Annotated in this window: 16 protein-coding genes; 5 read left to right on the plus strand and 11 right to left on the minus strand. The window is 64.1% G+C overall.

Annotation, left to right across the window (positions count from 1 at the left end; all coding sequences use genetic code 11):
- Window positions 1–64: 64 nt before the first annotated feature.
- From G520_RS0111470 to G520_RS0111500, 7 genes are all read right to left on the minus strand, one after another.
- The gene (locus G520_RS0111470; protein WP_028535787.1) at window positions 65–3,841 is read right to left on the minus strand and encodes a translocation/assembly module TamB domain-containing protein; all 3,777 of its coding nucleotides are present in this window, start codon (window positions 3,839–3,841) and stop codon (window positions 65–67) included.
- A gap of 11 nt (window positions 3,842–3,852) precedes the next feature.
- Window positions 3,853–5,598 (minus strand): autotransporter assembly complex protein TamA, encoded by a 1,746-nt coding sequence (locus G520_RS0111475; protein WP_051229342.1) that lies wholly within the window; start codon window positions 5,596–5,598, stop codon window positions 3,853–3,855.
- A gap of 139 nt (window positions 5,599–5,737) precedes the next feature.
- The gene (gene lpdA / locus G520_RS0111480; RefSeq protein ID WP_028535789.1) at window positions 5,738–7,507 is read right to left on the minus strand and encodes a dihydrolipoyl dehydrogenase; all 1,770 of its coding nucleotides are present in this window, start codon (window positions 7,505–7,507) and stop codon (window positions 5,738–5,740) included.
- A 55-nt stretch (window positions 7,508–7,562) separates the two neighbouring features.
- Window positions 7,563–9,191: a dihydrolipoyllysine-residue acetyltransferase gene (gene aceF, locus G520_RS0111485; RefSeq protein ID WP_028535790.1), complete on the minus strand. Its 1,629-nt coding sequence runs from the start codon at window positions 9,189–9,191 to the stop codon at window positions 7,563–7,565.
- A gap of 72 nt (window positions 9,192–9,263) precedes the next feature.
- Window positions 9,264–11,927: a pyruvate dehydrogenase (acetyl-transferring), homodimeric type gene (gene aceE / locus G520_RS0111490; protein WP_028535791.1), complete on the minus strand. Its 2,664-nt coding sequence runs from the start codon at window positions 11,925–11,927 to the stop codon at window positions 9,264–9,266.
- A 285-nt stretch (window positions 11,928–12,212) separates the two neighbouring features.
- On the minus strand, window positions 12,213–13,655 hold the full coding sequence (locus G520_RS0111495) for a M48 family metalloprotease (RefSeq protein WP_028535792.1): 1,443 nt from the start codon (window positions 13,653–13,655) through the stop codon (window positions 12,213–12,215).
- 170 nt (window positions 13,656–13,825) lie between these two features.
- A complete protein-coding gene (locus G520_RS0111500) occupies window positions 13,826–14,161 on the minus strand; it encodes an ArsR/SmtB family transcription factor (protein ID WP_028535793.1) in 336 nt (111 codons plus the stop codon).
- Between the two features lie 72 nt (window positions 14,162–14,233).
- Between G520_RS0111500 and G520_RS24930 the strand changes: the two genes are divergently transcribed.
- The 5 genes from G520_RS24930 to rlmH are packed head-to-tail and all read left to right on the plus strand — an operon-like array spanning window position 14,234 to window position 16,694.
- Window positions 14,234–14,533: a hypothetical protein gene (locus G520_RS24930; RefSeq protein ID WP_156876927.1), complete on the plus strand. Its 300-nt coding sequence runs from the start codon at window positions 14,234–14,236 to the stop codon at window positions 14,531–14,533.
- The gene (locus G520_RS0111505; protein WP_028535794.1) at window positions 14,514–15,098 is read left to right on the plus strand and encodes a beta-class carbonic anhydrase; all 585 of its coding nucleotides are present in this window, start codon (window positions 14,514–14,516) and stop codon (window positions 15,096–15,098) included. The genes G520_RS24930 and G520_RS0111505 overlap by 20 nt, the downstream gene beginning before the upstream one ends.
- Window positions 15,091–15,756 carry a nicotinate-nucleotide adenylyltransferase gene (gene nadD / locus G520_RS0111510; protein WP_028535795.1) on the plus strand — a complete coding sequence of 222 codons (666 nt, stop codon included), beginning with the start codon at window positions 15,091–15,093 and terminating at the stop codon, window positions 15,754–15,756. Before G520_RS0111505 ends, nadD begins: the two co-directional genes overlap by 8 nt.
- Before the next feature lie 57 nt (window positions 15,757–15,813).
- Entirely contained in the window at window positions 15,814–16,182 is a 369-nt protein-coding gene (gene rsfS, locus G520_RS0111515) for a ribosome silencing factor (protein ID WP_028535796.1), read from the plus strand.
- Window positions 16,183–16,223: 41 nt separating this feature from the next.
- Complete coding sequence (gene rlmH, locus G520_RS0111520) at window positions 16,224–16,694, plus strand: 23S rRNA (pseudouridine(1915)-N(3))-methyltransferase RlmH (protein ID WP_028535797.1); 471 nt, start codon at window positions 16,224–16,226, stop codon at window positions 16,692–16,694.
- Window positions 16,695–16,712: 18 nt separating this feature from the next.
- Here the strand turns inward: rlmH and G520_RS0111525 are convergent, their stop codons facing one another.
- The 4 genes from G520_RS0111525 to leuS form a co-directional block, all read right to left on the minus strand.
- Window positions 16,713–16,991: a hypothetical protein gene (locus tag G520_RS0111525; RefSeq protein WP_051229343.1), complete on the minus strand. Its 279-nt coding sequence runs from the start codon at window positions 16,989–16,991 to the stop codon at window positions 16,713–16,715.
- A 194-nt stretch (window positions 16,992–17,185) separates the two neighbouring features.
- Entirely contained in the window at window positions 17,186–18,193 is a 1,008-nt protein-coding gene (holA, locus tag G520_RS0111530; protein ID WP_028535799.1) for a DNA polymerase III subunit delta, read from the minus strand.
- On the minus strand, window positions 18,174–18,713 hold the full coding sequence (locus tag G520_RS0111535; protein ID WP_028535800.1) for an LPS-assembly lipoprotein LptE: 540 nt from the start codon (window positions 18,711–18,713) through the stop codon (window positions 18,174–18,176). Before G520_RS0111535 ends, holA begins: the two co-directional genes overlap by 20 nt.
- Window positions 18,714–18,777: 64 nt before the next feature.
- A complete protein-coding gene (leuS, locus tag G520_RS0111540) occupies window positions 18,778–21,372 on the minus strand; it encodes a leucine--tRNA ligase (protein ID WP_036666132.1) in 2,595 nt (864 codons plus the stop codon).
- Window positions 21,373–21,379 lie beyond the last annotated feature (7 nt).

A 21,379-nucleotide genomic window follows, 5' to 3' on the forward strand; every position in this document is an offset into this window, starting at 1 on the left:
TTTAGCGCATCCTGGCTATGCATAATGCTTATTTTCGTTTGCAGTTGGCACCGGCATGCATTTATCAGTCAAACCGCAGGGTATAACGCGATTCAGCCGAGGCATCGACACCGGCTCGCAACACCAGCGACCAGTTTTTTCCGAGCTGGATGATGAGTTTGACCGCCTGCTGAGCGCTGCTGATGCCATATTCGTAGCCGAGATAAAACTCTTGCGACAATTGCCGGCCGACGGTCACCATCTGCTCGGCCGGACTGATCCGCCCATCGCGCTGGATTCTCTCGCTACGGCTCGTCATCCCCACATCGTCAAACACGCCGACCTGGTTGTTCAGCGAACCGGCGAGCAAGGCGCCCGCCGACGCCATCGCGCTGTCGTCGCGGGTATTGCTGCTGGCCGCCCGCCCCAACACCAGCCACGCCAGCTTGTCGCGGTCGCTGAGCGCTTCGGTCGAGATCAAGCGTATCTGCGGCGCCTGTACCGTACCTGAGACTTCGACTCCTGCGCCGACCGACGACAGGCGGCGACGCGCCCGCACATTGAGGTGCGGATTATCGAGCGGCCCGGTGAACGTCACCGCGCCGTATTCGATGTCGAGGTCCTGCCCGTAAGCCTTGTAACGGCCGCTGAGCACCCTCACCTGCCCGTGCGCCGCCGGGGCCTGGCCGGGGTTCGCGCTCAGGGTCACCTGCCCGGTCAACTGCGTGTCCAGTCCCTGGCCGCCGAAATGGAAGTGGTCGCCCAGGTCGAGCGTCAAGTCGGCGCTGAACGGCAGGTTCTCGAGCGCGGAGGGCGGCGTCGGCGCCCGCCCCTTGACATAGACATCGCCCGACAGGGCCGGCGTCCCCAGCCTGGGCAGCTCGATCTTGCCCTGATCGGCACGCAAGCGGCCCCGCAGCTTGAAGACATGCCGCACCAGTGTCAGTTCGCCCTCTCCGCTGACGATGAGCCGGCGGCCCGGGCGATCGAAAACGCTGAAGTGGCGCAAGCCGACAGTGACCCGCGCATTCGGCCCGTCATCCTGCAAACCCAGTTCGCCGCGGGCGAGGACGTCGCCGCCCGCGCTGCTGAAGTGCAAACGGTCGAGCAGCAGACGCCGCCCATCGAGCCGGGCCTGCAAATCGCCGCCCGAGAGCCGGATGCCGGTCTTGTGGTCGGCCAGGATCAGATCGCTGCCGCTGATCCGGCCACCGATGCGCGGCATTCCCAACGGCCCGCTCAGTTCGAGGCTGCCCCCCATCCGGCCGCCGAGTTCGAACTCGGGCCCCGCCGCCTCCTCGAGACCGGACAGGTCGGGCAAATCCAGTCGCAGGCTGGCCGTCAGCGGCGAACGGGCGTCGGGCAGCCAGCCGTGGAAGCCCAGCGTCCCCGTTCCCTCCACCCGCCCCAGGCGCGCGCGGCCGGCAAGGCTGAAGCGCAGCATGCCGCGCGCGGCATTCAGGCGCAGCTCGAGCGCCTCCAGTCCCAGGGCACGCTGCGGCCACTCGATATCGCCCGCCAGTCGCAGCAGCTTCACTTCTCCTTCCCACATCGAGTCATAGCGCACGTCCCACTGCCCGGAGACGACCAGATCCTGACGCACGGGCACGGGCAAGTGCAGCGCAGCCAGATGCAGCGCGGCAAACTGTCCCGCGCTGCTGAGCGTTCCATCCGCTCGCCGTTCCAGCCGCGACACAAGGACGGCCCCCCCCGGCGTCGCCAGCCGCGCCGGCGACAGCAGGGCCATGCGCTGAGGGCCAAGCGCGAGATCCACCGGCGCCAGCAGGCTCAGCGAGCGGCTGCCGCCCAGCGCGAACCGCTGCAAGCGCCCTCGCCAGCCCGTACCGTCGGCGGCCAGCCCGCCGCTGGCCCCCAGCGCCACCGAGAAAGCCTCCGCCCCGACGCTGCCGCGCGCCGTCAGCTCCAGCCGGTGATCGGCACGGCTGCCGCTGCCAGTCATGGTCATGCGCTCGACGGCCACCCCGCCCCCTTGCAAGCCTTTGCCGACAGCCTCGACCCGGAACAGGCCCTTCTGCGTCGCCTGCAGCTCCCCGCTCGCGTCCAGCACCTGCGCGCCGATTCCGCCGGGCAGGCGCAAGCGGCGCGCGCTGATCTGACCGGCCAGCACCGGCGCCGCCAGCGTACCGCTCGCAACGACGCCGGCAGTGAGGCTGCCGTCGAAACCGGGGCCGAACTGCGCAAGCGAGGGCGCGGTCAGATCCAGCCGCATGCGATCCCCCGGCGCGCCGAAGGCGCCCCGCGCGAGCAGATGATTGGCCGCCAGCCGCACATCGGCCTCCAGGCGCACCAGCCGGCGTGGCGCCAGCGTCAGTGCCACGCGGCCAAGCAGGGGGGCGCCTGACAAACGACTGCGATCGATATCGAGCCGGGCGTCGATAGACTGCGGCGCACTCAAGCGCCCCTGCAACGCGATGCGCGCATTGATATCCCCCGCCGGCAAGCCGGCGTGCAACCTGGCCGGATTCGCGTGATCGAGGCGGCCCGCCAGACGGAAGTCGCGATTTCCATCCAGTTGCAGCGTGCCCTCTACATCGACTGCGCCACGCGCTGTCCCCAGCCGCAGACGGCGAATATCGAGACGGTTCGACTCGAGCACACTGAAATCGGTCTGGGCGGACAGCCACTTGCCGTCGAGCCGGGCCTGCACCCGCGGCGCCGACCACTCGCCGCCCAGCCGCAACGTGCCCGCAACGATGTCGTCCGGCGCGTCCGCGTGCACGCTGCGCAGCGCGATATCGGACAGCGTGGCGCTCAGGTCCAGCCGGGTCGTAGAGAGTTCGCCCGCCGCCGCGATACGGCCCCGCATCAGCTGCGCCTGCCACTCTTCCAGCCGCCAGCGCTGGCCGGCCCCGGAAAAGGCGCCGGCCAGCAAGCGCAGCGGCAAACGCCCGGCAGCCAGGTCGCCGGGGGCGTGATTGACGAGAGTCATTGCGCCCCGGATACGCCCGCCCGACGTCGGCAGGGCATACAGCGCCAGGTCGATGCGCGCGCGCGGGGCATGCGGCAACAGCGCCTGCGGATCCAGGCCGGAAAGCTTGAGATCGACGCGCTGAAAACGGGAAGCCGTAGCCGCGGCAAAAGGCAGCAGCGTCGCGCGCACCTCGCCGTTCATCGTACTGCCGCGCGCGCTGCCGCCGAGTCGCATGTTCTGCAGCGAGCCGGACAGATCCAGCCGGCCGGCGACCGGCACGTCGTCCAGCGTACCGTTTGCCGCCAGCGTACCGCTGACGGCAAACGGCCGCATGTCGGCAACGCGCAGGCGGGCGCTTGCCTGCCCGCTGGGCAGCGTTATCCGGTCGAGGGTGAAAGAGTGGGCCCGTCCGTCATAGCGATAGCGCGCGGCGAGGGCATAGGCGCGCAAATCCGCCGGCAACACCGTCAGCGACCCGATGTCGAGCCGCTTCACCTCGACCGGCAACGGCAGCGACAGATCGCCGGGCAGCACCGCGGGCCCCGGCCGGGCATGCGGCGTGAGCATGACCGCGCCGAGCGCCAGCCGGTCCAGCACCAAGCGGCCGCGCCACAGCTGCGCGGGTTGCCAGGCGACGGCCAGACTATCGATATCGGCGTCGAAGGCCGCGGTTTTCAGGCGCACACCGCCCAACTCAAAACCGCGCCACAAGGTTCCCTGCACCGATGCCAGCCGCAGCCGGCCTCCGCTGGCCGACGCCAGATGCCCGAGCGTCCAGGCAAAGCCCGTCTGTGTCGCGCTCAGGCCGAAGCCTGCGGCGGCGGCGAGCGCAAGCGCGGCCAGGACGACAGCGCACCCTGCGCGCCAGGAACGGCGGTGCGGCGGCGGCGCGGGGGCCTGCCCGGGGGCGGAGGCGGGAGGAGAAGTCATGATGGGGGTACTCAGAAAGCCAGTCCCAGGCTCATGTGCCAGACGATACGCCGGCCGCCGCCCTCGCCTTTGGCCACGTCGAAAGCCAGGGGCGCCACCGGACTCATCCAGCGCAGGCCGACACCATTGGAACGCTGCAACGCGAAAGTGTTCCAGCTGGCGGTGGCATTGCCTGCGTCATGGAAAACCGCCAACGCCCAGTCTGGACGAATCGGATATTGATATTCCACACTGAACACGGCCAGCACGGTGCCGCCCAGCACGGTGCCGGAACTATTGGATACGCCCAGCCCCTGATAATCGTAGCCGCGAACGCTGCCGCTCCCGCCGGTACGGAACAACTCGGCTTGCGGCACGCGGCTGCTGTCGACCGCCCACACCTGCCCCAACTCCAGCCGCCCGACCCAGGTCCCCCAGCGCGTAAACGGCGTCCAGTACACGGCAGCGCGACCGTAGGCGCGAGTAAAACTGGTCGACGAAATGGCGCCGCCGGCGGTCACCGCCACGCTTGCATCCAGCAAGGTGCCGGAACGCGGCCGCAAGGGGTCGTCGACCTTGCGCTGCGTCCAGCCCACGGTCGGCAACAGCGCATGCGTGACCGCCAGCTCGCCGCCTGCAGGGCGCTGCTGCTCGGAGACGTATTCCACACCATAACGTGCCTCGATATCGCCACGAGTGCGAATGCGCCAGGCACCTACCGTCAACGATTCGGTCCACAGCCCCTGGATGTCGGAACGACTCAGGGCCGTGCTCAACGCATGGGAATAACCGTCCCCGGTTCGCGGCAAGCCAAGACCCAGCGTCAGGGTTTCAGAGTTGTGCTTCCAGTCCCATAGCACGGAACTGGTATACCCTTGGCCGAACAGAGTGTAATTGTCATAGCCTATCCGGGTTCCCACGCCTTCTTCCGTGTCGTAGGTAATCCCGAACTCCAGCTTCTGGTGCGGGTATTCGGTCAGATCGACCACGACCGGCACCCGGCCGTTCACCCGGCGCTCCACGTCGGCCTGGACCCTGGCCGAGGAAAAATAGGCGGATTGCTCAAGCGCAGTCTGGTAATCGAGTAATTTTTGCAAGCGGTAACGCTCGCCCGGATGGAAGTCGGCCATGCCGCTGACCACGGCCGGCGGGTAACGGCTCAAGCCGTGGATTTCCAGATCGCCGAACGCGACCTCGGGGCCGCTGTCGAGCTCGACGCTCAGGTTCGCGCGCTGCGTTTGCGGATCGATGTCGGCGCGGCTGGCGGTCAGCGTCGCCAGAGGATAGCCGTCGCGCTGCAACAGGCGCAGGCTCTGCCTCTTGCCGTTGTCCCAGTCGGCCTGCCGGTAGGGCTGCCCCAGGGCCAATGGCCAGGCATCCACGATCTCCTGCCGCCGCTGCGCGAACTCGGGCGCAAGGGCAAGCGGGCCGTTGACGACAATGTCGATGCGCTCGACCCTGACCGGATCGCCGGGCTCGATGTGCAGACGGTAATGCCGGGAGGCGGCATCGACGACGGACAGTGTGGCCCGCGAAGAGAAATAACCGGCGGTCTCCATCAGCGCCTGCGCCTGGGCAGGTGCCTCCCGCAGCAGCGCGGCCAGCTGCGGCTCGTCAAGATCGGGGTCGCCGCGGTCGATGACCAGGCTCAGATTCTCGTTCAGCAGCGCCTGGAACGCTTGCGCCGCATCGATATCGACCCGGTAGTCGAGGCCGGCCCGCGCCGTGAGCGTCCATGCGAACAAGGTGAAAAAGAGAAAAGAGCGCAACAATTGCATGAGACCGTGCCGCCAGTCAGCAGAGGCTACCATCATAAAACAAGGAGGGTCGACAGCGGACAGTTTGTGGCGCGGGCGCGCAAATGAAAAACGCCGCCCGCCGGAAACGCATCCCGGCGGGCGGCGGCGATGCATTGCCTCAGCGCTTGCGTTGCGGCGGCAGGTCGGTGCAGACCCCGCCGAAGACTTCCGCCGACATCCCGATCGACTCGCCCAGCGTCGGATGCGGGTGGATGGTCTTGCCGATATCTTCGTAGTCGCAACCCATCTCGATGGCCAGGCAGATCTCGCCTATCATGTCGCCGGCGTGCGTGCCGACGATGCCGCCGCCGATGATGCGATGCGTGGAAGCATCGAATATCAGCTTGGTGAAACCTTCTTCGCGGCCATTGGCGATCGCACGGCCCGATGCCGCCCACGGGAACACCGACTTCTCGTACTTGATGTCCTGCTTGGCGGCTTCTTCCTCGGTCACGCCGACCCAGGCCACTTCGGGATCGGTGTACGCCACGCCCGGAATCACGCGGGCGTCGAAGAAGGCCTTGTGCCCGGCGGCCACTTCGGCGGCGACGTGGGCTTCGTGCACGGCCTTGTGCGCGAGCATCGGCTGCCCGACCAGATCGCCGATGGCGAAGATGTGCGGCACATTGGTCCGCATCTGGTCGTCGACCGGAATAAACCCGCGATCGCTGACGATCACGCCGGCGTTTTCGGCGCCTATCAGCTTGCCGTTCGGTGCGCGACCGGCGGCAACGAGCACCAGATCATAGCGCTGCGGCTCGGCCGGGGCCTTCTTGCCCTCGAAGGTGACCCAGATCCCGTCCTCGCGTGCCTCGACCGCTACGGTCTTGGTTTCGAGCATGATGTTGTCGAAACGGTGGGCATTCATTTTTTCCCACACCTTGACCAGGTCGCGATCGGCGCCCTGCATCAGCCCGTTTTGCATCTCGACCACGTCCAGGCGGGCGCCGAGCGTGGAATAGACGGTTCCCATTTCCAGACCGATGATGCCGCCGCCGACGATCAGCATCTTCTGCGGCACGGCCTTCAACTCGAGCGCGCCGGTCGAATCGATGATGCGCGGATCTTCCGGAATGAAAGGCAGCTTCACCACGCGCGAACCGGCGGCGATGATGGCCTGCTGGAAGCGGATGACCTTTTTGGCGCCGGTCTTCTGCGTGCCGCTGCCTTCGGTCAACTCGACTTCCATGTGATTGGGGTCGATGAAGCGGCCGATACCGCGCACGAATTCGACCTTGCGCGCCTTCGCCATCCCGGCCAGGCCGGTGGTCAGCTTGCCGATCACTTTTTCCTTGTAGCCGCGCAGCGCATCGATGTCGATTTCCGGTTCGCCGTAACGGATGCCGTTGGCGGCCAGATGCTTGACTTCGTCGATCACCGCCGCGTTATGCAACAACGCCTTGGACGGAATGCAGCCGACGTTCAGGCACACACCGCCCAGCGTCGAATACCGTTCGACGACGACGGTTTTCAAACCCAGGTCGGCAGAGCGGAAAGCGGCCGAATAGCCGCCAGGTCCGCCGCCGAGCACCAGCATCTCGCATTCGATATCGGCCTGGCCGCTGTGGGAACCGGCGACGGGCGCTTGCTGCGGGGCGGCCGGTGCTGCTGCGGGGGCGGCCGGTGCCGCTGCGGCGCCGGCAACGGCAGCCGCTTCGACGATCACCAGCAGATCGCCTTCGCTGACCTTGCCGCCGACGGCGACTTTGACGTCGACCACCGTGCCCGCGGCAGTCGCCGGCACTTCCATGGTCGCCTTGTCGGTTTCCAGCGTGATCAAGGAGTCATCCACGGCGATGACATCGCCGGGCTTGACGAATACTTCGATGACGTCGACGTTGTTGTGGCCGCCGATGTCAGGCACTTTCATTTCGATCAGATTGCTCATGAAGTCTCTTCCCTGCCCGGCCGCCCGCGTGCGCTGCGGGAGGCCGGATCTGTCTTTACAGCATCAGGCGGCGGATATCCGCCAGCACCTGGGCCAGATACGCGGTGAAACGGGCGGCGGAGGCGCCGTCGATCACGCGATGATCGTAGGACAGCGACAACGGCAGCATCAGGCGCGGAGCGAACTCCTTGCCGTTCCAGATCGGCTTGATCGCCGATTTGGACACGCCGAGGATGGCGACTTCCGGCGCGTTGATGATGGGCGTGAACGCCGAACCGCCGATGCCGCCCAGGCTGGAAATGCTGAAGCAGCCGCCTTGCATGTCGGCCGGCAGCAATTTGCCGTCGCGCGCCTTCTTGGCCAGCGCTCCGCTTTCCTGAGCGATCTCGACCAGGCTCTTCTTGTCGGCGTCCTTGATCACCGGCACCACCAGCCCGTTCGGGGTATCGGCGGCAAAGCCGATATGGAAGTACTGCTTGAGGATCAGGTTTTCGCCATCGAGGCTCGCATTGAACTCCGGGTACTTCTTGAGCGCGGCCACGCAGGCCTTGATCAGGAAGGCCAGCGGGGTCAGCTTGACGCCATCGGCCTTCAGCTCTTCGCCCATCGACTTGCGGAACGCTTCCATCTCGGTGATGTCGGCTTCGTCGAACTGCGTCACATGGGGGATCATCACCCAGTTGCGCAGCAGGTTGGCGCCGGAAATCTTTTTGATGCGCGACAGCGGACGGCTTTCCACCGCGCCGAACTTGGCGAAATCGACCTTGGGCCACGGCAGCAGGTCGAGCCCGACGCCGGAACCGTTGACCGGGGCCGCCGAAGCCGGAGCCGCCGCACCGCTCAAGGCCCCCTTGACGAAGGCCTTGACGTCTTCTTCCACGATACGGCCCTTGCGGCCGCTACCCTTGACGCGGCTCAGGTCGACGCCCAGCTCGCGCGCCAGACGCCGCACCGACGGACCGGCATGGGCGGTGGCGAACAAGGCGGAGCTTGCCGCCGCCGCGGCCGCCAGGGTGGGTACCGGAATATCGCGAACGGGGGCGGGGGCAGGAGCGGCAGCGGCCGGCGCCGCAACAGCCGGAGCGGCGGCAGCCGCCGCCACGCCTTCGACCAGCACGATCAGATCGTCCTGGCTCACCTTGTCGCCCACCTTGACCTTGACGTCCACCACGCGGCCGGCGACCGTCGCCGGGACTTCCATGGTCGCCTTGTCGGTTTCCAGCGTAATCAGGGAGTCGTCGATGGCGATGACGTCACCGGCCTTGACCGTGACCTCGATCACGTCGACACCGTTATGGCCGCCGATATCGGGAACGCGGATCTCCTGCACGCCACTAGCGGCGGCGGCGGGCACCGGTGCCGGCGCCGCCGGGGCGGCCGCCGCAGGCGCGGGGCTTGCCGCAACGGCGGGAGCGGGGGCGGCCGCCGGCGCCGCAACGGCAGCCGAGGCCTCGACGCGGGCGATGACATCGCCCTCGCTGATCTTGTCGCCCACCTTGACCAGCAGCTCACGGATCACGCCGGCGGCGGAGGCCGGAACTTCCATGGTCGCCTTGTCGGTTTCCAGCGTAATCAGGGAATCGTCGATAGCGACCGTCTGTCCGAGTGCCACAAACAGCTCGATCACGTCGACATTGCTGTGCCCACCGATGTCGGGCACTTTCAGTTCGATCAAATTACTCATAGGTTCAATATCCCTGCCTTGGGACGGGCCACAAGGCCCGTCCGGCGTTCTTCAAAGTCGTCGATATCCGGGTCAGACCTTCCAGGAAGGCAGCTTTTCCGGGTTGATGCCGTAACGCGCGATCGCTTCCGCCACACGGGAAGCGGCGATCTTGCCGTCCTGGGCGAGAGCAGAAAGCGCAGCCACCGCGACGTTGTAACGATCGACTTCGAAGAAATGACGCAGTTGCTGACGCGAATCGGAACGACCGAAACCGTCGGTACCCAATACCGTGAAGCGGGCCGGAACATATTCGCGGATCTGGTCGGCGTAAGCGCGAATGTAGTCGGTCGCGGCAATGACCGGACCCTTGCGGGCGGCCAGCTTGCCGGTCACGAACGCCTGGCGCTGCTCGCCTTCCGGATGCAGCATGTTCCAGCGCGCGGCAGCCATGCCGTCGCGGCGCAGCTCGTTGAACGAGGTCGCGCTCCAGACATCCGCCGCAACGCCGAAGTCGTTGCGCAGCAGGTCGGCCGCCGCGATCACTTCGCGCAGGATGGTGCCGGAGCCCATCAGTTGCACCTTGACCTCGGATTCGCCGCCGTCGCGCAGCAGGTACATGCCCTTGATGATGTCGTCTTCCACGCCCACCGGCATCGCCGGGTGCGGGTAGTTTTCGTTCATCAGCGTGATGTAATAGAACACGTCTTCCTGTTCGACATACATGCGGCGCAGACCGTCTTGCAGGATGACCGCCAGTTCATAGGCGAAGGTCGGATCGTAGCTCACGCAATTGGGGATCAGGCCGGCCTGGATGTGGCTGTGGCCGTCCTCATGCTGCAACCCTTCGCCATTGAGCGTCGTGCGGCCGGCGGTGCCGCCCAGCAGGAAGCCGCGGGCGCGCATGTCGCCTGCCGCCCATGCCAGATCGCCGATACGCTGGAAACCGAACATCGAGTAGTAGATGAAGAACGGAATCATCGGGATGCCGTTGTTCGCATAGCTGGTCGCAGCCGCGATCCACGACGACATGCCGCCCGGTTCGTTGATGCCTTCCTGCAGCATCTGGCCATCGCGCGATTCTTTGTAGAACATCAGCTGATCGTGGTCCTGCGGCACATAGTTCTGCCCCATGGACGACCAGATGCCGTACTGGCGGAACATACCCTCCATACCGAAGGTCCGCGATTCGTCCGGTACGATGGGGACGATCTGCTTGCTCAGCCCCTTGTCCTTGAGCAGGGTGCCCAGCATGCGGACGAAGGCCATCGTGGTCGAGAACTCGCGCTCGCCCGAATCTTTCAGCTGTGCATCGAAGGTGTGCAGACCCGGGATCGGCAGCGGGGCGGTCACCGGCTTGCGCGCAGGCAGGTAGCCGCCGAGCTCGCGGCGGCGCGCGTGCAGGTATTGCATCTCCGGACTGTCGTCGGCCGGCTTGCAGTAGGGCACCCCTTCATCCAGCTGGGCATCGGTGACCGGAATGCCGAACCGGTCGCGGAAGCGACGGATCGACTCCAGATCCATTTTCTTGGCCTGGTGGGCAATGTTCTGCGCTTCGCCCGAGGTGCCCATGCCATAGCCCTTGATGGTCTTGGCCAGGATCACGGTCGGACGGCCGGTGGTATGCGTGGCCTGATGGTAGGCGGCATACACCTTGTGCGCGTCGTGGCCGCCGCGGTTCAGCGCCCAGATTTCGTCGTCCGACATATTGGCGACCATCGCGCGCAGTTCCGGCGACGTGCCGAAGAAGTGCTCGCGCACATAGGCGCCGTCCTTGGACTTGAAGGTCTGATAGTCGCCGTCCACGCATTCGTCCATGCGCTTCTTCAGCAGGCCCTTGGTATCCATCGCCAGCAGCGAATCCCAGCGGCTGCCCCAGATCACTTTGAGCACATTCCAGCCGGAGCCGCGGAAGTCGCCTTCCAGCTCCTGGATGATCTTGCCGTTGCCGCGCACCGGACCGTCCAGGCGCTGCAAGTTGCAGTTGATGACGAAAATCAGGTTATCCAGGCCTTCGCGTGCGGCCAGGCTGATCGCACCCAACGACTCCGGTTCGTCCATTTCGCCGTCGCCGCAGAAACACCAGACCTTGCGGCCAGGGGTGCGGGCCAGACCGCGGCTTTCCAGGTATTTGAGGAAACGGGCCTGATAGATCGCCATCAAGGGGCCCAACCCCATCGACACGGTCGGGAACTGCCAGAAATCGGGCATCAGCCACGGGTGCGGGTAAGAGGACAAGCCGCCGCCGTCGACTTCCTGACGGAAGCTGTCGAGCTGCTCCTGCGACAGGCGTCCTTCGAGGAAGGCGCGCGCATAGATCCCCGGGGAGATATGCCCCTGGAAGTAGATCAGATCGCCTTCTTGCTCTTCGTTGGCGGCACGCCAGAAATGGTTCAGGCCGACATCGTACAGCGTCGCGGAAGACTGGAAGCTGGCGATGTGGCCGCCCAGTTCGAGATCTTTCTTGCCCGCGCGCAGCACCATGGCCATCGCGTTCCAGCGGGTATAGGCGAGGATGCGTTGCTCCATCTCCTGGTCGCCGGAGGATTTGACTTCGCGTGCGACGGGGATCGTATTCTGGTAGGCCGTGGTGGCATCGAAAGGCAGGTGCGCGCCGCGACGGCGCGTGCGCTCGACCATCTTCTCGAGCAGGTAGTGGGCGCGTTCGGCGCCTTCGGTTTCCAGCACCGACTCCAGTGCTTGCAGCCACTCGTTGGTTTCGAGCGGATCGACATCATCATTGAAGGTTGCAGCCATCTCTTATCCTCGTTTCTACGGTCAACCGGTCCGGACTGGATCGATCCCGATAGTTATCTATTCGTTCGGATCGGATATGAACCCGATCACTTAGACTTAGATTGTAAACGAACATTTTCTGCGATGTAATGTTCATTTACGAACTTAGTCTCTGGTTGAGGCAGTTTATGTCCCCTCGAATTCGAAAAGAATAGGTCATGGCCCCTTACCTTCAAAAAAAGCGGTTCCGACCTGATTGATGCGACGCACCATGTTGTATTTATGCGATAGACGCTGCGACCCGCTTCAGGACTTTGCCGCCGCTTTTTCCTCCTTCACCTTTTTCTCGAGCTCGCGACTGCGCGCCTCGATCGACGAGCGCAGGTAGAAGTCGTCTCCGGGTGCCTTGCTCGCCAGTTGGTACTGTTCCAGTGCCTGTTCATAGCGCCCTTCGAAATAGAGCGCATTGCCCAGCGCGGCATGAAAACGCAGGGCATCCCTGTCAGCATAGATCCTGGCCTGCAGCCGATACAGGACGGCATCGGCCGGATTCGTCTCCAGACGCACGCGAATCCTGGCCAGCGCCGCATCGCGCGCGCCCGAGTCGATCAGGTTCGAGATCTCGTCCACGGCGAGCGCCCTGTTCAGGGGGAAGCGCTGCAAGGCAGTGCGGTAGATCGCCTCTGCCGCCGCCCAGTTTCTGCCTTCGCGTGCGATATCGGCGGCCAGCGTCTCCAGCATCGGATCGTCCGGCAGCTTGGCGCGCGCCTGCGCCAGCGCCTGGCGCGCACCGGCCACGTCGTGGCCCATCAGCCGCGCACGCGCCCAGCCATACCACTGCGCACCTTCATTCAGGTAGCGCCCGCTGGCGATCGATGTCCGGTAATAACTCTGTGCGCTTGGCTGATCGAGGTGCATCAGCCGCAGTTTTTCCCTGACCAGCAAGAACTCGGTGCTATCGGTCCGCATGATGCTCGGGTACGCCTCTGCCCGATTCTGTGCCTCGCTGATACGCTCGCTGGTCACCGGGTGGGTGCGCAGAAACGCGTAGGCATTGCTGTCCGAGAAATGATCGGCCTGCTGCAAGCGCTGGAAAAAAACAGGCATCGAACGCACATCGAAGCCGGCGCTGGCCAGGTATTGCATGCCGACGCGGTCAGCTTCGCGTTCGAAATCGCGGGAAAAGGACAGCTGGTTGGCCAGCGAGGCGCCGAAGCCGGCGTTGAGGCTGCCGAAAGCCAGGTCGCCATTCCCCGAACGCGCCGCCAGCGCCGCGCCCAGAATGGCGGCCAGCACCATCAGCTGGCTGCCGCTGCTGGATGCTTTCATGCGGGCCATGTGACGCTGGGTGACGTGGGCCATTTCATGTCCGATCACCGATGCCAGCTCGCCCTCGCTTTGCGCAGTCAGCAGCAGGCCGGCGTACACGCCGACATAGCCGCCTGGCATGGCAAAGGCGTTGATCGAAAAATCGTTGACGGCGAAAAAGGTGAAATGCAGGCCGGGAATCTGCGCGCCGGAGGCCAGCCGCCCGCCGAGCCAGTTCAGGTAGGAGACGATCTCGACATCGTCGATCAGCGCGTTTTCCTCCGCAAGCTCGCGCATGGCCGTGCTTCCGATGCGCGCTTCATCCGCAAGCGACATCGACGCGTCCGACACTTCTCCCAGATCGGGCAGGTCGACCGCCAGGCAGGGGACCGTGGCCAGCAGATGCGAACACAACAAAACAGCGAGAAGAGTGCGGTTCATGATCAAATAAAGAAGGAGGCCCGGGCTCCGGGAATCCGGTCGGACGGGCGTCAGCCGCGGGTGCCGCCCCGATCAACCGCCGATGCCGCCGTCAGCGACGGCGGCATCACATGGTATGCCTTCTGGAGGGCCAGCAACAGCCCCGCCGCCGTACCGGCACGGGAGCGGGTTCATCGCCGCGACATGGCGTCGCGCATTTCCTCGCCGGGCCCGGCGGGACAATACAGGCCATGCAGCGTCTTGAGCAGAGCCTGTGCCTGCTGGCTCGCAATGCGATAGTAGATCCACTTGCCATCGCGCCGCGTCGCAACCAGCTGCTCATGCCGCAATACGCCCAGTTGCTGCGACAGCGTCGGTTGGCGGATTCCGGTCAGGCGCTCCAGTTCGGAGACTGTCTGCTCTCCATTGATCAGGCGGCAAAGCAGCAGTAGCCGGTCTTCGTTGGCCAGGCTCTTGAGCAAGGTGGTCGCACGCGTTGCGTTTTCGTTCATCACGGACAGATTCATGACACCCCCTAGACCGAAGCAGCGCTAGCCACCCGGCGAACTTTCCTCTGATTTGTAATGGATGGCCGCTCAATGCCGCCGTCTGACCACGAATGGCGCGTGATTGATAAGCCGACACCCTCAAACTGTAACAATTTATTGAATAAAAGAAAAGTATTGGTTATAAATCAGAATTTACTTACACGAACAGCAGCCGCGGGATCGCGCCGGGCCGCAAGGCAAATATCGACCCGCAGCGCAAAACGCGGCATCATCTACGATGGCTCGCCGCGCCACGAGCGCAGCGGCATGAAGGTGCGCGGCCCATACCGCCGCGCACATCCCGTATCACTGGCAAGCAAGGAGAAGCGGATTGAAGAGCCTTCTGGCTAACGTACTCGACCATAATCGTGATTTCGTCGCGCGACGCGAATACGAACCCTTCGCTACCGACAAATTCCCGGACAAGAACCTGGCGGTGCTCGCCTGCATGGATGCACGGCTGGTCGAATTGCTGCCCAAAGCCATGGGCCTGAAGAATGGGGACGCCAAACTGATCAAGAATGCGGGCGCGCTCGTCACCCACCCCTGGGGTTCGGTGATGCGCAGTCTGATCGTGGCGGTCTATGCCTTGCGCGCCGAAGAGATCTGCGTGGTCGCGCACGAGGACTGCGGCATGAACTCGATCGACCCCGGCGCGATCCTGCAAGCGGCCCAGGATCGCGGCATCAACGGCAAGACCATGGATACCCTGCGCGCGGCCGGCATCGACCTCGACCACTGGCTGAGAGGCTTCGACAATGTGGCCGACAGCGTCAACTACACGGTCGGCATTATCCGGCAACATCCGCTGATGCCGCCGGACGTGCCGGTCCATGGGCTGATCATCAATCCGCATACCGGCCAGCTGAAGCTGGTCGTGGATGGATACAGTCCGCAGGCAACGGGCGATGCCTGACGGGGTCGGCATCTTCGGCGGGACTTTCGACCCCATTCACCTCGCCCACATCCGGATGGCTCGCGCCTTCCGCGACGAGATCGGTCTGGCTGAGCTGCGGCTGGTTCCGGCTGGCCGCCCCTATCACCGGCAACAGCCCGAGCACGCGGCGGTGCAAGACCGGCTGACGATGGTCGAGCTGGCCATCGCCGGCGAGCCCGGCATGGTCGTGGATGCGCGCGAGGCGGTGCGCGACCGCCCCTCCTACACCTACGACACGCTCGCGGAGGTCCGCTCCGAGCTCGGGGCCGAACGTCCGCTGTGGTTTTTGATCGGCGCTGACGCGCTGGCGCAGCTGGATCGCTGGCATAACTGGCGGCAGTTGTTCGACCTGGCCAATCTGGCAGTAGCGCTGCGGCCCGGCTTCAACTGCGCCGGACTGCCGCCTGCGATTCGCAGCGAGTGGCTGGCGCGGCAAGTCCCTGATTTTCCAAATCACTGCGCGTCAGGTACAATCCGCCCCCTGACATTGCCGCCGGTGGAATTGTCCGCCACGGCAATACGCGAACGGCTCGCGCGCAAGCAGGACATATCCGATCAGGTAGCAAAGCCCGTGCTCTCCTATATTGAGGAACACGGTTTGTATCGTCAGCCCGGCGGCAGCGTCGCCGGCGATTAACTATCACGCTGCCTTCGCGCGCGGCGAGCAGCGTAACCGCTCAATGTGGAAGGACACATGGAAATTAAAGAAATAGCCAAATTGGCAGTGGAAGCCCTCGAGGACGTCAAAGGCAAGGACATCATCGAGCTGGAAACCAGCGAACTCACCGATCTGTTTCAGTACATGATCGTCTGTACCGGCGACTCCAACCGCCAGGTCAAAGCGCTGGCCAACAGCGTCAGCGTCAAGCTGAAAGAGGCAGGCGTCGATATCATCGGCAGCGAAGGCCATGAATTCGGAGAATGGGTTCTGGTCGATGCCGGTGAAGTCATCGTGCACGTCATGCTGCCGGCGGTACGCGACTATTACGACCTGGAAGAGCTGTGGGGCGGCGAAAAACCGTCCTTCGTTCCGACCGGCGCCAAACCCTGGAAAGCCGAGTAACCCCCCCCCGGCCGCGCTGGCCGGGCGCATAGCCTCCAGCCATGAAAATCACCATCCTCGCCGTCGGCACCAAAATGCCGGACTGGGTCGACATCGCGTACAAAGACTACGCCAAACGCTTTGGCCGTGATGTCAGCCTGGAGATCCGCGAAATCAAGCCGGAAAAACGCGGCGGTGGCGTCACGACCGAAAAGGGCATCGCCGCCGAACATGCGCGGCTGAGCGCCGCCATCCCGCCGCGCGCACGCCTGATCGTCCTGGACGAACGCGGCCGCAACTGGACATCGATGCAATTGGCCGGCAGCATGAAAGACTGGCTGGCCGGTGGCCACGACCTGTGTTTCGTAATCGGCGGCGCCGACGGTCTGAGCGACGAACTCAAGGCCCGTGCCGACGTGCTGCTGCAACTGTCGGCGCTGACCCTGCCACACGGCATGGTCAGGGTCTTGCTGGCCGAGCAGATCTACCGCGCGATTTCGATTCTGAACGGACACCCCTACCACCGCGAGTGAATACGCGGCGCAGCCGCATCAGAGGTGGATGCCGAGCATCTCGCCCAGCGGTTCGGCCAGATCACGGTAGTGAGCTCTGTGGTCGAATACCCCGAGCAGCCCGGGAAACGAATCCGGAGCCTGGAATATCTGGCGCGCCTTGCGTGACGTCAGCCGGTGCATGCGCAGGATGCGGCCATCCCAATGCACGAGCCTGGGCTCCTCGACCTCCAGCAGAACATCCAGAATCTGGTGGATGTTCTCTATCACCACCAGTTTACTGCGGGTACTGCCCTCAGTTCTTGTCACGACTGCCATGGTATACTCTCCCGCCAATTGTCATCAATTGTTGTTATACTTATAACAAATTATTAACAATTTTAAATGGGAGCACGCTGCCTGACAAGTCGATAGCATCGACAAGCGGCAGGGGAAAATACGCTGATTGATGTAGGAAACATCCGACGCGACTGAGGCCGCGCCGGACTTCGGGATGACGGAAAAGAACGCTATCAGGCGGCGGCGAGGCGCAGGGCGAGATTGCGGAGATTCTGCCACGGTTCGCCCGCAGCAATGCCCTTGATTTGCTGATCGATAACGGCGCAATCGCGAAGCGCCTGCATCAGGCGGCGCGGACCGATACGCCGCAGCGCAGGTTCGGCCAGACGCTGCTTGTCGCCCCACAACCGCAACTCACGCGTCAGGTCGCGGCTGTTGCGTCCATCCTTCAGCCCCTGCCTGAGTTTGAGCAACATGCGGATATCTTCGCTGAACGACCACAACACCAGCACCGGTGCCTCGCCTTCGGCTTCCAGCCCTTCGAGCATGCGCGACACGCGCGCGGCATCGCCGGCCAGCCAGCCGGTGGACAGATGAAACACATCAAAGCGGGCGACATTGGCGACAGCCTGCTGCAGCTCGGCCAGCGACAACTCGCCGGCCGGGAACAGCAAAGCCAGTTTGTCTATCTCCTGACGGGCCGCCAGCAAATTGCCTTCGACCCGGTCGACGAAATAACCGAGCGCTTCGGCGCTCAGCGTCTGCCCCTGAGCCTTGCAGCGCCGGACGATCCATGCAGGGAGTTCGGCGCGCCCGACCGGCGCGGCATGAAACACGACCGCGGCTTTCTCCAGCGCCTGAAACCACTTGCTCTGCTGCTGGGCACGTTCGAGCTTGGGCAGCAGCACCAGCGCGATCGTGTCTTCCGGCGGCGCCGCTGCCAGGCGCTGCAGCGCCTCGCCGCCTTCGGTACCGGGCTTGCCGCCCGGAATACGCAATTCAAGCAGCTTGCGGCTGGCAAACAGCGACACGCTGGTCATCGCATCGGTCAGCTGCGACCAGTCGAAGCCGGATTCGACGCTGAGGACCTCGCGCTCGGAGTAGCCCTGCTCGCCTGCGACGCGGCGGATGGCATCGGCCGCCTCGAGCGCCAGCAAGGCTTCTTCCCCATGAATCAGGTACAGCGGGGCGAGCCCGCGTCCGAGCGCCGTGCTCAGTGCATCAGGGCTTAACGACGGCATGGGGGCCACTGGCGTCGGCAGAAGCCTGCGGCTTCAGCGCCTGCATGCGATACACCACCAGGCGGGCGGTGTCGACGTGCATATCGTTCCATAGCATGGCCTCTTCCTGCGCCTTGCCCAGTACGTCAGAGTCGGAGTAGGTCATCGAGCGGTGCGAATTCAGGGTGATCGGCATCTGTTCCTGCCCGAACAGGGTCACGTTGAACACGATACGATAGCTGAGCATGTACTCGTTGGCCTTGCCCGACTTGTCGATGGTAGACAACTGGCGCGACTGCTGCTCGTCGGTAAAGGTCAGCACGGCATCGGCCTTGCTCGGCGAATCGACCAGGGTCACGCGCGGATCGACCATCAGCATCTTGCGCAGCGCATCGGACGAGCCGGTGGTGCGCCCGCCGATATACAAGGTCTTGAACGACAGCGGCTTCAGCTCGCCGCCGATGCCGCGCAAGTGAAATCCGCACGCGCTCAACGTCAGCACCAGCAGCAGGGAAACAAGCCAAGCAAAATGTCGGGTCATGTACATTACCTTTTAAGAAACGGCCGGCGATGCTTTCGCCGGCCGATGGCAGGGCGTAGTGCGATCAAACCACGATATTGACCAGGCGTCCCGGAACCACAATCACTTTCTTGGGAGTCTGCCCGTCGATAAACTTGCGAACATTGTCGTTGCCCAGCGCCGCCGCCTCGATCGCAGTGCGCGCCGCGTCGGCCGCCACGGTCACGCTGCCACGCAGCTTGCCGTTGACCTGGACCATGATCTCGATCTCGCTTTTTACCAGTGCGGCCGGATCGACTTCCGGCCACAGCTGTCCGGTCAGGGCGGAGTCGGGAACCAGCTCGCTCCACAGCGCTTCCGTGATGTGCGGCACCACGGGCGCCAGCAGCACCAGCACCGACTCGAGCACTTCCTGGGCTACCGAGCGACCGGCGGCATCGTCGCGCGGCGTCTTGTCGTAAGCGTTCAACAGTTCCATCACCGCCGCGATGGCGGTATTGAATTGCTGGCGGCGGCCATAGTCGTCGCTGACCTTCTGTATCGTCGTATGCAGCTTGTAACGCAGTTCCTGCTGCGCCGCCGATATCTCACCGCTGTGATAGCGCGGGGCGGGACCGGCAGTCACATGCTCGTGCACGATCTTCCACAGGCGGCGCAAGAAGCGGAATGCGCCTTCCACGCCGGCATCCGACCACTCCAGCGACTGATCCGGCGGCGCCGCAAACATCATGAACAGTCGCGCGGTATCCGCACCGTATTTTTCGATGAACTCGCTCGGGTCGACCCCGTTGTTCTTGGATTTCGACATCTTCTCGATGCCGCCGATGGTAATCGGTTCGCCGTCGATGCGCGAGCGCGCGCTGACGATCTTGCCGCGGCCATCGCGTTCGAGCAGCACATCGGCCGGCGCGATCCAGTCCTTCTGCCCACCCTCGAGCTCGCGGTAGAAGGTCTCGCATACGACCATGCCCTGAGTCAGCAGGCTCTTGAACGGCTCGCTGCTGGACACCAGTCCCTCGTCGCGCATCAGCTTGTGGAAGAAACGCGCATACAACAGATGCAGAATCGCATGTTCGATCCCGCCGACATATTGATCTACCTGTAGCCAATAGTCGCCCGCGCTCTTGTCGACCATCCCGCCCGTAAACTGCGGCGAGGTATAGCGTGCGTAATACCAGCTCGACTCGACGAAGGTATCCATGGTGTCGGTTTCGCGCCGCGCCTCACCGCCGCAGCTCGGACACGTCGTGCGATAGAACTCCGGCATTCTGGCAAGCGGCGAACCGGCACCGTCCGGAACCACGTTTTCGGGCAGAACGACCGGCAATTGATCTTCCGGCACCGGGACGTCTCCGCAATCCGGGCAGTGCACGATGGGAATCGGGCAGCCCCAGTAGCGCTGACGACTGATGCCCCAGTCGCGCAGGCGATATTGCGTGCGCGGCGCGCCGAGGCCCTTGGCTTCCAGCACGGCGGCCATGCGATCGAAAGCGCCCTGGAAATCGAGGCCGTCGAATTCGCCGGAATTCACCAGAATACCGGTCTCGATGACGGCGGCAGCCAGCGGCTCTGCCGCGGCATCGCCATCCGCCGGGCGCACCACGGTTTTGATGGGCAGGTCGTATTTGCGGGCAAATTCAAAGTCGCGCTCGTCGTGCGCGGGCACAGCCATCACGGCGCCTTCGCCATAGCCCCACAGCACGTAGTTGCCGACCCAGACCGGAATGTCGGCGCCGGTGAACGGGTGCTTGACATTGAAGCCGGTCGGCATGCCCTTCTTTTCCTGCGTAGCGATATCCGCCTCAGATACGCCACCCTTTTTGCATTCGGCGACGAAAGCGGCGAGTTCGGCATTGCCGGCAGCCGCGGCCGTTGCCAGCGGATGCTCGGCCGCAACGGCGACATAGGTTACGCCCATCAAGGTATCGGGACGGGTCGTGTAAACCTTGAGCACATCGCCGGAACCGTCGGCATAGGGGAAGCCGACTTCCATGCCGCGGCTCTTGCCGATCCAGTTGCGCTGCATGGTGCGCACCTGCTCGGGCCAGCCATCGAGATGGTCGAGACTTTCCAGAAGTTCGTCCGCGTAAGCCGTGATCTTGAAGTAATACATTGGTATTTCGCGCTTTTCGACGACAGCGCCGGAACGCCAGCCGCGCCCGTCGATGACCTGTTCATTGGCCAGCACGGTTTGATCGACCGGATCCCAATTAACGACCCCGGCCTTCTTATAGATGATGCCCTTCTTGAACAGGCGGGTGAACAGCCACTGTTCCCAACGGTAGTAGTCCGGCCGGCAGGTGGCGATCTCGCGATCCCAGTCGATGGCGAAGCCCAGACTCTTCAGCTGGCTCTTCATGTATTCGATGTTGGAATACGTCCATTCGGCCGGCGCCACCTTGTTCTTCATGGCGGCATTTTCGGCAGGCAGGCCAAAAGCATCCCACCCCATCGGCTGCAGGACATTGAAACCCTTGAAGCGCATATAACGCGCCAGGGCGTCGGTAATGGTGTAGTTGCGCACATGCCCCATGTGCAATTTACCGGACGGGTAAGGGAACATCGACAGGCAATAGTACTTCGGACGCAATGCGTCCTCCTGCGCGCAAAAGACTTTATTCTTGTCCCAATTCTGCTGCGCGAAGGCTTCCACCTCGCGCGGTGAGTAGTTTTCTTGCATGGTGATC

The sequence above is a fragment of the Paludibacterium yongneupense DSM 18731 genome (assembly GCF_000422925.1).
GTDB lineage: Bacteria > Pseudomonadota > Gammaproteobacteria > Burkholderiales > Chromobacteriaceae > Paludibacterium > Paludibacterium yongneupense.

Coding starts and splice junctions, on each gene's coding strand:
- G520_RS0111470 (WP_028535787.1), bottom strand. CDS start 3,841: ATGACTTCTCCTCCCGCCTCCGCCCCCGGGCAGGCCCCCGCGCCGCCG.
- G520_RS0111475 (WP_051229342.1), bottom strand. CDS start 5,598: ATGCAATTGTTGCGCTCTTTTCTCTTTTTCACCTTGTTCGCATGGACG.
- lpdA (WP_028535789.1), bottom strand. CDS start 7,507: ATGAGCAATCTGATCGAAATGAAAGTGCCTGACATCGGCGGCCACAAC.
- aceF (WP_028535790.1), bottom strand. CDS start 9,191: ATGAGTAATTTGATCGAACTGAAAGTGCCCGACATCGGTGGGCACAGC.
- aceE (WP_028535791.1), bottom strand. CDS start 11,927: ATGGCTGCAACCTTCAATGATGATGTCGATCCGCTCGAAACCAACGAG.
- G520_RS0111495 (WP_028535792.1), bottom strand. CDS start 13,655: ATGAACCGCACTCTTCTCGCTGTTTTGTTGTGTTCGCATCTGCTGGCC.
- G520_RS0111500 (WP_028535793.1), bottom strand. CDS start 14,161: ATGAATCTGTCCGTGATGAACGAAAACGCAACGCGTGCGACCACCTTG.
- G520_RS24930 (WP_156876927.1), top strand. CDS start 14,234: ATGCCGCCGTCTGACCACGAATGGCGCGTGATTGATAAGCCGACACCC.
- nadD (WP_028535795.1), top strand. CDS start 15,091: ATGCCTGACGGGGTCGGCATCTTCGGCGGGACTTTCGACCCCATTCAC.
- rsfS (WP_028535796.1), top strand. CDS start 15,814: ATGGAAATTAAAGAAATAGCCAAATTGGCAGTGGAAGCCCTCGAGGAC.
- rlmH (WP_028535797.1), top strand. CDS start 16,224: ATGAAAATCACCATCCTCGCCGTCGGCACCAAAATGCCGGACTGGGTC.
- G520_RS0111525 (WP_051229343.1), bottom strand. CDS start 16,991: ATGGCAGTCGTGACAAGAACTGAGGGCAGTACCCGCAGTAAACTGGTG.
- holA (WP_028535799.1), bottom strand. CDS start 18,193: ATGCCGTCGTTAAGCCCTGATGCACTGAGCACGGCGCTCGGACGCGGG.
- G520_RS0111535 (WP_028535800.1), bottom strand. CDS start 18,713: ATGACCCGACATTTTGCTTGGCTTGTTTCCCTGCTGCTGGTGCTGACG.
- leuS (WP_036666132.1), bottom strand. CDS start 21,372: ATGCAAGAAAACTACTCACCGCGCGAGGTGGAAGCCTTCGCGCAGCAG.